We start from the raw sequence: 12,591 nt of genomic DNA on the forward strand, positions 1-12,591 counted from the left end.
GACATCTCAGTCTGTTTCTAATTTTAGAGTATTTCTGACAGAAAATCAACCGAAGAGAGTTTTTAATTTTTTTAATGCGTTTTTTTCGATTCTGGAGACATAGGAACGACTGATATGAAGCTGATCGGCGATTTCACGCTGTGTCATTTCGTTGTTTTCAAACAGTCCATAACGACAGCAGATGACCTGGTATTCTTTTGGTGTCAGGATATCCTTCATAGAAGAAAAAAGAAATCGTATATCCTGACGGGTAGAATATTCTTCTACGATATCCACCGGCGGACTTTCGATAATATCCAGCAGACTGATCTCATTTCCCTCTTTGTCTGTTCCGATCGGTTCATAAAGAGAAACTTCACGTGAACATTTTTTTCTTGCACGCAGCATCATAAGAAGTTCGTTATCAATACAGCGGGCGGCATAAGTGGACAGCCTGGCAGAACGTTCTGAATTGAAGGTGGAAATAGCCTTGATCAGTCCGATCGTACCGATAGAGATCAGGTCTTCCAGTTCTTCTCCGTTTCCCTGATATTTTTTTGCAACATGGGCAACCAGACGAAGATTACGTTCGATCAGAATACGTTTTGCTTCCGGATCCCCTTCCTGGCAGCGTCTGAGGCAGAGCCGTTCCTCTGCTGCGGTCAAAGGTTTCTGAAAAGTTTTCAAATATCCACCTCAAAAGGGGCTTCTATATAGAATATGTCAGAGGCTGGAGCAACGTGCTTTTCCCATAAAATTATATGATTTGCGTATCCTCAGGATGTAGTGTATAATAAATTTTATATGAGAAAAATACACTTTCAAGGATAATCAGGTGAACTATTTTGAAAAAAAAGATAGAACAGATACTCAATGGAAAATTCAAACATGATCAGCCGGAACTCCTTTTTTCAAAAGAAAAACTGGAGATAAAGATCAAAGCAGGAACGACTACACAGGGGGAGCTGTATCTTGGAACGGAGAACAATGATAAGATACAGGGATATATTACTTCCTCAGATCGAAGATTTGTTCCGGGAAACAGTCGGTTTTCGGGTACAACCGTACGGCTGCCTTATGGAATTGACGCAGTGGGAATGCAGGCTGGTGATATATGCAGAGGCTGGCTCTGTGTGACTTCCAGCATAGGAGAGTACAAGCTTCCGTTTGCAATTGAGGCAATAAAAGAAGAAATCATAAGTTCTGTAGGAAAAGTTGATGATATGCAGACATTTTGCGAGATTGCCAGAAAAGATTTTCGAGAAGCTTATCATCTTTTTACCGAAAAAGATTTTTGTATGATGTTCAGGAAAGCAGACAAAAAGCAGAAAGCGTTGTATGCAGGTCTGTCCGGACAGCCAGTAACTTATCAGCATCTGGAGGAATTCCTGATCAGTCTGAAGGAAAAAAATCCTGTTTCCGTATCCTTAAAAACTACAGCAGCAGAATTTTATAATGTAGAAGAAGATATGCAGGAATCTTTTGAGATACACAGAAGCGGATGGGGACATCTTCGCCTTGAGATCGAGTCAAAGGGGGAGTTTCTGGAGCCGGAGCGCCATGTGATAACGGATGAGGATTTTATTGGCAGCAGTGTTCAGATCAACTATCTTGTTCATGCAGATCAGTTAAAAAGAGAGAATCACATAGGCGAGATCATTGTGAGGAGTCCGTATCAGGAACTGACGTATCATGTCCTTGCATCCAGGGGAGCACGCATTCATATTGATGTACACAGAGAAGAAAAAAGGCACAAGCTTGCACTTGTGAAGGATTATCTTGAATATAAGGAAAATAAGATCAATTTTCAGATATGGAAAGAAAATGCAGGGTTTGAATTAAATCAGCTGAGGGAAGCTGGCTGTGAATATACGGAGTACCAGTTTCTGGAGGCATATATGGCACATCTGGAAGGAAAAGATGATGTGGCAAAAAAAATCCTCAGGAATTTTCGTGGTAAAGAGTTCACAAGAGAAGAACTGGAAACAGCCGGAACTTATCTCTATCTCTGTACAGTGACCGGTTTGTATAAGGACCGGGGGCAGGCTGTATGGAAACTGCAGAACTTTTTCAGGCAGAAAGAGGACAGTTTCCAGCTGTTGTGGCTGCTGCTTCAACTTGACAGTACATATCGTACCACACCATCGAAAGTACTGTTCATGATGGAAGAACTATATGAAAAAGGCTGTACGAGTCCGCTTCTTTATATAGAAGCATGGAAGATGATCAGTGAGGATGTTTCTCTGCTTCATCGTCTTACCCCGTTCTGGATGCAGGTATTCTGCTATGCTGGTAAACATGATCTACTTACCGAAGAACTTGTGATGCGTATGGCATATCTTTCCGGATATGAAAAAAGATTCTATGGAAGCCTGTATCAGGCACTTGCATCCGGATATGAGAAATTTTCATCAGATGATGTGCTGGAGGCTGTCTGCAAATATATCATGAAGGGGGAACCACGCAGACCGGTATATTTCAAATGGTTCTCGCTTGCAGTAAGCAGAGGATTACGTATCACCAGACTGTTTGAATATTATGTGGAAACCATGGATATTACATACAGAAGACAGCTGCCGAAGCCGCTTCTGATGTATTTTGCGTACAATGACAATTCACTTGGTGATGCACGCAAGGCTTATGTATATGCAAGTGTGATCGCATTTAAAGAAAAAGACCCCAAAACATATGAAAATTATAAGGATAACATGGAACGGTTTGCCTATCGCAAACTAAGAGAAGGCCAGCTGGATGAAAATTATGCGATCCTGTATCAGGAATTCCTGTTTGATCCGGTAAGTGCTGAAGATGGAGAAGCAATCGCTCCGAAAATGTTTACCTATCGCCTGTACTGTGATGACAGCAAAGTCCGGCAGGTGATCGTGCGACACAGTCAGTTTGCAGAGGAAGAAATCTATCCTTGCAATAAAGGAATTGCATATCCGAGAATCTATACAGATGATGCAGTGATCCTGTTCCAGGATGATAAACAGAGACGTTATGTTTCTACAATCCCATACAATCTTACAAAACTCACAGATGAAAGCAAGGCAGTACCGGAACTTCTGGAACTGGGAGTCAGAGAACGAGGACTTCTGCTGCATTATTGTGAATCGACAACGCTGAATGCGGATAATCTGGAGTATTTTCAGAGTCTGGCAGAACTTGAGGACTGTACAGAAGAGTATAGGAATTCTGTAAGAAAACAGATCCTGGATTATTATGCTGCGAATGTGCAGGACCAGAAGCTTGATAAATATCTTGAAAAAATGGATTTCCGTCAGTATGCACTGGTTGAACGTACGACACTGCTTGAAATATTGATTACCAGAAGAATGTTCCGGCAGGCAATGGTGATTGTGGAAGAATTTGGTTATGAAGGACTGGATCTGAGCTGCCTTCTCAAGATGACCAGCCGGATGATCCTGAAAAGTGACATGGCAGAAGATGACGAACTTCTGGCACTGGCATCCGAGGTTTACCGGAAGGGTAAATATGATGAAGTGATCCTGCATTATCTTATGTTGTATCGGTTTGGACCACTGGATGAACTTATTTCGATATGGAAGAGTGCCAGAGGTTTCGAAATGGATACCTATGATCTGGAAGAAAGAATCTTAAGTCTTCTGATCTTTACGGAAGATTACCGTAAAGAGGGGGAAGCTGTACTGGAATCTTATGTGAAACAGTCCGGAAAAGAACGAATCACAGGAGCATACCTTACACTGGTTTCTTATGGCGTTTTTGTCAGAGAATATACAATGAGTACGTTCATCAGAAGCAGGCTGGAATATGCATTTACCAGTAAGTGGCCGGTTAATCTTATCTGCAGACTGGCGCTTCTGCAGGAAATTTCCAGAGAAAAAGATCCAAAACCGGAATATGTGGGAATAGCACAGAGCATACTGGAAGAGTGTGCAAAAGAAAATCTGAATTTTGCGTTTTTCCGCAAACTTTCACCGGAACTTTTGAGTCCATATCAGTTGGATGACAAAACATTTGTGGAATGTCGTGCAGTACCTGGGGCAAAGGTTACGTTGTTTTACAGACTGGATACCGGACTTGGAGCAGAGACAGCATATAAATGCGAACCTTTGAAAGAAATGTATCAGGGCATATTTGTAAGGACATTTACTTTGTTTTACGGGGAGACACTGCAGTATTATTTCCAGATCGATGAGGGAGATAAAGACAATACAAAGAAGACTTCGGAACGCAGCGTTTCAATGAAAAAAGTCGAGGGTGCCTCTGGAAGCAAGTATCAGATGCTGAATCAGATGTTGTCTGCAAGAAGACTGGACAAAACGCAGGAAGTGACAGACAGTCTGAAAGATTATCTCAGACAGGAACAGTATGTGAAAAACATGTTTAGCATAGAGAAGGAAAGCGGAAGATGAATGAAACAAGAGACTTGATAATAGGAATTGATTTTGGAAAAGAATATTCTCAGATCTGTTATTATGACCGCAAGGCAGAGGAACCGCGTTCACTTCCCGTAAAAGTGGGAAGCAGCCAGTTTGAAATGCCGACCTGTCTTTGCCTGCGCCCAGACCGCAAGACATATTGTGCGGGATTGGAAGCAGAATATTTTGCAAGAGAAAAAGGTGGATTTCTCGCTGGAAACCTTTATGAGATATCAGCACAGAACGGACCGGTAGCGGTTGGAGGTGAAAAAAAAGAAGCATGGGAGCTTCTTGCACATTATCTGCATGAGATGCTGAAACTTACAGGGATTGCGGAAGTAGAAAAAAACATCCGGAGTCTGTCGATTGCCATGGACAGTCTGAATGCTGTACAGGTAGAAAATCTTCAGCGGGCATGCAGAGAACTGGGAATCCCGGAAGAACGTACGATTCTTCTGGATTATGAAGAGAGTTTTTATTATTATGTTATGACACAGAAGATAGAAACCTGGAACAGAAGTGTAGGCTGGTACAGCTTTGAACAGCAGAAGGTAAGTTTTCGACGCATGTCCATGAATTCAGGAACACGACCGGTACTGGTACATCTGGAAGAGCCTGTTACAACGACTCTGAGTGCGAAGGTAGAGGAGCGGGATGCAGAATTCTATACATTTATCAAGAATACACTTGGTAAAGAATTGTATTCCAGTATTCAGATCAATGGAGAGGGATTTGACCAGGAATGGGCACAGAAATCTGTGAAGCTGTTATGTTATCAGAGAAGAAAAGTTTTTTATGGAAATAACCTGTTTGCAAGAGGAGCCTGCAGCGCAGGAGCAGAACGGGTGATCAATCATGACCTGAAAGACTATCGTTATATGAGCAGTTCGCTGGTACTTTCTGATGTTGGAATGGAACTGCGTGTCATGGGAGCACCGGCTTATTATCCGTTGATCGAATCAGGCAGAAACTGGTATGAAAGTAATGCATATGTCGAGCTGATCCTGGATGGAACGAAGGAACTTGTTTTTATTGTAGATACAATGGGCGAGGCAAAAAAGAAACGGATCGCAATGGCATTGCCGGGGCTGCCGGAGAGACCAGAGCGGACAACGAGACTTGGTGTGAATCTGCAGTATACTTCACAGGATGAGTGCAGGGTTACAGTAAAGGATCTTGGATTTGGTGAGATGTTTCCATCAAGTGGCAAAGAGTGGACAGAAACGACCAGATGGCAGGAGGAGACAAAGTGAGCGGATATATACTGTGTCAGACAAAACGGGCAAAGCTGCCTTATTTCATAGAAAATATCAGTACCAATGTGTATTCCATTGAAGAACTCTGCTATTATCTGTATCATAATCTGTATCTGATCGACCAGACGATCATGAATGAAGGATTGTGCAGCTGGATACAGGAGGAACTGGAACTTCCGGCACTGGCAGCCAAACTTCGTTCCAAGATCAGCAAATTTGCAAGTGCGGAAGATATTGTTTATCCGGTATTTAAAGAAATCAATTATTTGACATATGAAGAACTGAAAGAACTGAATGTACGTCTGCAGAAGATGAATGAAGAAACTCCGGCAATGCGTGAGAAACAGAAGGCAGATGCATTAATGGAGAATGAAATGTATGTACATGCGATACAGGTTTACCAGAATCTTCTGGAAAGGGAAGATCTTGAGGAAATCCGTGAGGGGATGACAGAAAAAGTGTACCACAATCTTGGCTGTGCTTACAGTTATCTGTTTCAGATGGAAAAAGCTACAGAGTATTTTCGAAAAGCATACGAGGGAAGCAGGAGCCGGGAGGCACTGGAAGCTTATCTGATCGCTTTTGGAATGACAAGAACATCTTCAGAATATGAAAAAATGGCAAAATCAATAGGGACAGAGAAGGAAGTTCTGCAGAATATCCGAGAGAGACTTCAGGAGTTTTCCAAAACACCGGAGCTGGTGGTGAATAAGACAAATATGGACGAAATACTCACCAGACTGACACGAGAATATCACAGAAGTACGGGTTCGTGAAAATTGTAACAATGTATACAGTTTTTTTGCACGATTATAGTAGACGAAACAGATTTAATCTGTTAAACTAGACTTATAATTTGGGTTTGGTAATACCGCCCAAAAAGATTAGGAGGAATTTATCATGTTAGTAAACGCTTCAGAAATGTTGAAAAAAGCAAAAGCTGGTCACTATGCAGTAGGTCAGTTCAACATTAACAACCTTGAGTGGACAAAAGCAATCCTGCTTACAGCACAGGAACTCAACTCTCCGGTTATCCTTGGTGTATCCGAAGGTGCAGGAAAATACATGACAGGTTATAAGACTGTTGTTGGTATGGTGAAAGGAATGCTCGAGGAACTCAATATCACAGTTCCGGTTGCACTTCACCTGGATCACGGCAGCTACGAAGGATGCTTGAAATGCGTAGAAGCCGGTTTCACATCTATCATGTTTGATGGTTCCCATTATCCGATCGAAGAGAACGTAGAAAAAACAAAAGAACTGGTTAAGATCGTTGCAGAGCATGGAATGTCTCTGGAAGCAGAAGTTGGTTCTATCGGTGGCGAAGAAGATGGTGTAGTAGGTATGGGTGAATGTGCAGATCCTAAGGAATGCAAGATGGTTGCAGATCTTGGTATCGACTTCCTTGCAGCAGGTATCGGTAACATCCACGGTAAATACCCGGCTAACTGGAAAGGTCTGAGCTTTGAGACACTGGATGCTATCCAGAAGCTGACAGGAGATATGCCACTTGTACTTCACGGTGGTACAGGTATCCCGGCAGACATGATCAAGAAAGCAATCGACCTTGGTGTATCCAAGATCAATGTTAATACAGAATGCCAGCTTGCATTCGCAGCAGCTACACGTAAATATATCGAAGAAGGCAAGGACGAGCAGGGTAAAGGATTTGACCCACGTAAACTTCTTGCTCCAGGAACTGAAGCAATCAAAGCTACAGTTAAAGAAAAAATGGAACTTTTCGGATCCGTTAACAAAGCCTGAGAAGTACACTTTTTATAAGGTAGAAAAGAATAAAGGAATCAGTGTCTCCAGACACTGGTTCCTTTTTTTGCATTTTCATGGTAAGATGTTTCTATGGCAGAAAATAAGACTATTAATAAAGAACAAAACAGAACAGAGAACAATGAAATTGTGATCATGAATTTTTCCGGAATTTACAAAGAACAGCAGTTTTACCGGAACCATGCAGAAATGCAGGAAGATATATCCTGGTTGGAGGTACAGGATTTACCGGGAAGTAACTGTTACTGTGATGAGGAAGCGCAAAACCGGATACTGGATGATATAAAGAACTATACGGGAAATGGTATACATTTCATTGATTCAGGAAATTATCATTATGTAAGCCGGCTGTGGCTGTCAAAGATGGAACATCCATTCCGGCTTCTGGTATTTGATAATCATACGGATATGCAACTGCCGGCCTTTGGAGGCCTTTTATCCTGTGGTGGATGGATTGCGGCATCTTTGGAAGAAGTACCGATGCTGCAAGAGGTAATTCTTGTTGGACCGGATGAAGAGGCCTATACGCAGGTTGAACCGGAATTTCAGCAGAAAGTACAGTTTTTGTCCAGAGAAAAGTTGCTGGCAATGACAGGTGAGGAAAAGAATACATTTTTCAGGAATCTGCGTGCAGATCTTCCAATGTATATTTCCGTGGATAAAGATGTGCTGTGTACAGCAGATGCGTCAACAACATGGAGCCAGGGTGATATGAGCCTTGAGAAACTTCAAAAGTTTCTGGAAATCGTGCTGCAACAACAGCAGATTTTGGGAATGGATATCTGTGGAGAATGTGATCCTGATGCATGCGAGAGAAATCTATTGAATGACAGGGCGAATCAGAAACTTCTTGAATTGTGGAAAAAATACTTTCCGCAGATCCGGGAGAGGAGACAGGATATATGAGAAATGAACTGTTTACTATAGGACCACTGACGGTATATGGATATGGCTTTATGATCGCACTGGGTGTGATTGCTGCCTGGATCGTTACAGATTACAGAGCAAAGAGACAGAGGCTGGACCGGGACCATGTTTTTTCATTAGTGATCTGGTGCCTGCTGGGAGGACTGTTCTGTGCAAAAATTTTATTCTGGATCACGGAATGGAGAAGTATTGTGCAGGATCCACATTATATTCTGGATACAATTTCAGATGGATTTGTTGTGTATGGAGGTATTATCGGCGGGATTCTGGCGGGTTGTCTGTATTGCTATATCAAAAAAACAGATTTCTGGAAATACTTTGATCTGGTGATGCCATCTGTGGCACTTGCGCAGGGATTTGGAAGGATCGGATGCCTGTTGGCAGGCTGCTGCTATGGTCGTGAGACAAATAGCATATTTTCTATTACATTTCAGAATTCAGATTTTGCACCGAATCATGTGGCGCTGATTCCGACACAGATTTATTCCAGTATATTGGATTTTCTGCATTTTGGAATCCTTCTTTATATTGCGCAGCATAAAAAAAAGGATGGACAGGTGGCCGCCTGTTATCTGATCTTTTACAGTATCGGCAGGTTTGTCCTGGAATTTTTCCGGGGTGATCTGATTCGGGGAAGTGTGGGAATGCTTTCTACTTCGCAGTTTATCAGTTTGTTTATCCTGGTAGCAGGTATCGTGATACTGGCAGTCAGATCAAAGAAGGCAGATTAAATCAGAAATACGGATTTTTGAGTTTGATTTTATCAGTATAAAAAATAGTCTGCGGCCATAGGTTAGTAAGGAAGACCGAAATGACCGGAGCGTGAGTATAATGCCTGTACCGGCACAGAATCAACAGTATGAAAATTTTATTATCCGATATAAACAGAATACACAGGGTGGTTTTGATTACGAGTCTGATGAGACATTTCAGATCGTAAATGATCTGTTCGGGATTTTGTATGTACCGATGAAGGAAGTGCCGGAACTGGAACTGAGTAGTTATTCCTACTCATCCATACCACGGTGCTATACATATATGGACACAGGTGTACTGAGTGCATCTGGTGTGACAAGACTGCATAACCATCCATATCTCAAATTGCAGGGAAAGGGAACTTTGGTTGCGGTCATTGATTCTGGAATCGATTATCTTCATCCGGCATTTCATAATGGTGCGCAAAGTAAGATCTTAAGTATCTGGGATCAGACACTGGAAGGGGGAGCGGATGGCAGAATTCCGTTTGGAAGAGAGTTCAGCCGACAACAGATTGAACAGGCGCTTGCATCAGAAAATCCATGGGAAATCGTGCCTTCCAGTGATACAAATGGACATGGGACGAGAAGTGCAGCAACGGCTGCCGGATATCGTATCGAAAAAGAAAATTTTTGCGGGGCAGCGCCAGAGGCAGAACTTGTAATTGTGAAGCTGAAGCAGGCAAAAAATTATCTTCGGGATTTTTATCTTTTACCGCGTGATACTGATATTTTTCAGGAAGATGATATTATGCTGGCAATTTCTTATGTGCTGCGCATCGCCCAGGAACAGCAGATGCCACTTTCCATTTGTATAGGCCTTGGAACCAGTATGGGGGCACATCAGGGAGAAGGGCCTTTGAATGAATATATAAATAGTATTGCAGCATTTACACAGAACGCAGTATCTGTTCCTGCCGGAAATGAAGGAACGGCCAGACACCATTATTTGAGAGAATTTGGACCGAATGATACAGAAGATACTGTAGAACTACGAGTTGGTGACCGGGAGAGTACCAGAGGATTTATGACAGAATTCTGGGGGGACTCTCCCGGTTCTTATTATATGACGATTCAGTCACCGACAGGGGAAAAACTGTCAGTCAGCACATCTTTAAAGAACAGAACGCAGGAACTGTCTTTTGTATTTGTAGAAACAAAAGTACTGGTGAATTATGTGCCAATTGAAAGAAGAACAGGAAACACGCTGATCTTTATTCGATTTCAGCATCCAGCATCGGGAATCTGGAAGTTTCTGGTGGAAGAGAAAATACCGGGAAAAAGCAGGTTTCATATATGGCTTCCGGTAAGAGGGATGATTTCTGATGAAACCTATTTTTTGCAGTCATCACCGGATTATACGGTCACTGCTCCTGGAGATACTGAAGATGCGATGACCGTCACAGCATATCAGCATCGGGATAACAGCCTGTTCATTCAGGCAGGCCGTGGATACAATGCAGAAAATATCGTAAAACCCGATTTTGCTGCTCCAGGGGTAGGAATTCTGACGGCTTCAATCGGTCCGGGAAAGGAGTTTGCACCGGCTACCGGAACAAGTCTTGCAGCCGCACAGACGGCGGGGATCGCAGCACTCCTTTTTGAGTGGGCACTGGTCCGGGGAAATGAGCCATATTTTACTGGAAACAGTGTAAAACACTATCTGAGCAGAGGTGCAGTGCGAGAGGCTGGGGAGGTCTATCCCAACCCGGAGTGGGGATATGGCAGAGTAGACTTGTATCATACGTTTGAGTTGCTGACGTGAAAAGATAGGATTGGTTAAATATTGTTTAGCTAATTTGAGTATTGAGAAAAAGTATACAAAAAAAGGCAGTAAACTTTAGTATCTATGACAGCAAAATATTTAAGGCTTACGAATTGTTTTTAAGCCTTAAATTTGTTATAATTACTAAAAAAATAAGACTGTTCGAGCAATTACAGTCAGAAAAAGGATTTTCAATACACAGATGAGAAAACAATATTGAAAACCGGGCAGGAGGAATCATGAAAAGAGGTAGTATTTTTGAACTGAATGGTATCCCGAAGTTTCAGGAAGCACTTCCGCTGGCACTGCAGCATGTCGTTGCCATGATCGTAGGATGTGTAACACCGGCAATCATTGTGGCAGGTGCTGTTGGCGGAAATAGCCTGAGTGCAAAAGACAGAGTTATCCTGATACAGGCATCTCTGGTTGTATCCGCATTGTCAACCCTGATTCAGCTTTTTCCGATTGGAAAGAAGAATGGTTTTACTTTAGGTTCAGGACTGCCGATGATCATGGGGGTAAGTTTTGCTTATGTACCAAGTATGCAGGCAATTGCAGAAGGTTATGGAATCAGTTCGATTCTTGGTGCGCAGATCATAGGTGGCATTGTTGCTTTTGTTATGGGAATCCTGGTAAAAAAAATCCGGGTATTTTTTCCACCACTGATCACAGGAACAGTTGTCTTTACCATTGGACTTTCCCTGTATCCGACAGCAATTAACTATATGGCGGGCGGAACAAGTAACCCTGATTATGGTTCATGGCAGAACTGGGTGGTTGCTTTTCTGACTCTTGCCGTTGTTACTGCACTGAATCATTTTGGAAAGGGAATCCTGAAGCTTGCTTCGATACTGATCGGTATTCTCGTAGGATATGTGGTGTCGATTCCTTTTGGAATGGTAAATCTTTCAAGTGTCGGAGAAGCAAAAGTATTTCAGCTTCCACAGTTTATGCATTTTGGAATCCATTTTGAGATTTCTGCATGCGTTGCGATCGGGCTTCTGTTTGCCATTAATTCTGTACAGGCCATCGGAGATTACTCTGCGACAACGATTGGAGCAATGGACAGAGTTCCGGAGGACAGAGAACTGCAGAACGGCATCATGGCGTATGGCGTGACAAATATTCTGGGGGCATTGCTCGGAGGACTTCCGACAGCGACTTACAGTCAGAATGTTGGTATCGTAACAACGACTAAAGTTATCAATCGCTGGGTACTTGGACTGGCTGCAGCAATTCTTGGAGTTGCCGGAATCGTACCGAAATTTTCGGCACTTCTTACCACTATTCCGCAATGTGTACTCGGAGGAGCAACTGTTTCTGTGTTTGCTTCGATAGCTATGACAGGAATGAAGCTGGTTGCATCAGCAGAAATGGATTACAGAAATTCTTCCATTGTCGGACTTGCCGCTGCAATTGGAGTTGGTGTCTCTCAGGCATCTGCTGCACTTGCCAGTTTCCCGGACTGGGTAACTACTATTTTTGGAAAATCACCGGTGGTGCTTGCAACGCTGATCGCTGTTGTTCTGAATATTATTCTTCCGAAGAGCCGCGATGAAAAAAAACACGAAAAAGAATTAAAGAAAGAAGTAAAAGAAAAGATCCAGCAGGATCATGAAGAATTTGAACAGGAATAATAAAATCTCCACTCTCTGTCAATCGGGAGTGGAGATTTTGGACTTTATAAGAAATTACTTTGTAATATTCCAATAAAGCCCCAA

The 12,591-nt window shown here is 42.6% G+C and carries 9 protein-coding genes; 8 read left to right on the top strand and 1 reads right to left on the bottom strand.

The features are described 5' to 3' along the window. Positions 1 to 45: 45 nt before the first annotated feature. Positions 46 to 666, bottom strand: coding sequence for an RNA polymerase sporulation sigma factor SigK (gene sigK, locus LI112_RS09885; RefSeq protein WP_044925652.1), 621 nt, complete (start codon positions 664 to 666; stop codon positions 46 to 48). A 158-nt stretch (positions 667 to 824) separates the two neighbouring features. On the opposite strand from sigK, the gene LI112_RS09890 reads away from it, so the two are divergent. From LI112_RS09890 to LI112_RS09925, 8 genes are all read left to right on the top strand, one after another. Next, positions 825 to 4,376, top strand: a complete 3,552-nt coding sequence (locus LI112_RS09890) for a DUF5717 family protein (protein WP_227190647.1) — start codon at positions 825 to 827, stop codon at positions 4,374 to 4,376. Continuing rightward, entirely contained in the window at positions 4,373 to 5,635 is a 1,263-nt protein-coding gene (locus tag LI112_RS09895) for a DUF5716 family protein (protein ID WP_005424802.1), read from the top strand. Before LI112_RS09890 ends, LI112_RS09895 begins: the two co-directional genes overlap by 4 nt. Then, complete coding sequence (locus tag LI112_RS09900; RefSeq protein WP_022388355.1) at positions 5,632 to 6,414, top strand: hypothetical protein; 783 nt, start codon at positions 5,632 to 5,634, stop codon at positions 6,412 to 6,414. The genes LI112_RS09895 and LI112_RS09900 overlap by 4 nt, the downstream gene beginning before the upstream one ends. A gap of 124 nt (positions 6,415 to 6,538) precedes the next feature. Continuing rightward, the gene (fba, locus tag LI112_RS09905) at positions 6,539 to 7,402 is read left to right on the top strand and encodes a class II fructose-1,6-bisphosphate aldolase (RefSeq protein WP_005424805.1); all 864 of its coding nucleotides are present in this window, start codon (positions 6,539 to 6,541) and stop codon (positions 7,400 to 7,402) included. A 93-nt stretch (positions 7,403 to 7,495) separates the two neighbouring features. Beyond that, entirely contained in the window at positions 7,496 to 8,329 is an 834-nt protein-coding gene (locus LI112_RS09910) for an arginase family protein (RefSeq protein WP_055056308.1), read from the top strand. After that, positions 8,326 to 9,081 (top strand): prolipoprotein diacylglyceryl transferase, encoded by a 756-nt coding sequence (locus LI112_RS09915; protein ID WP_227190648.1) that lies wholly within the window; start codon positions 8,326 to 8,328, stop codon positions 9,079 to 9,081. Before LI112_RS09910 ends, LI112_RS09915 begins: the two co-directional genes overlap by 4 nt. 100 nt (positions 9,082 to 9,181) lie before the next feature. Beyond that, a complete protein-coding gene (locus LI112_RS09920; protein WP_227190649.1) occupies positions 9,182 to 10,870 on the top strand; it encodes a S8 family peptidase in 1,689 nt (562 codons plus the stop codon). A 239-nt stretch (positions 10,871 to 11,109) separates the two neighbouring features. Beyond that, positions 11,110 to 12,507: a uracil-xanthine permease family protein gene (locus LI112_RS09925; protein WP_055056311.1), complete on the top strand. Its 1,398-nt coding sequence runs from the start codon at positions 11,110 to 11,112 to the stop codon at positions 12,505 to 12,507. Positions 12,508 to 12,591: the final 84 nt, after the last annotated feature.

This window comes from Blautia sp. 210820-DFI.6.14 (genome assembly GCF_020558815.1).
Taxonomy (GTDB): domain Bacteria; phylum Bacillota; class Clostridia; order Lachnospirales; family Lachnospiraceae; genus Blautia_A; species Blautia_A obeum.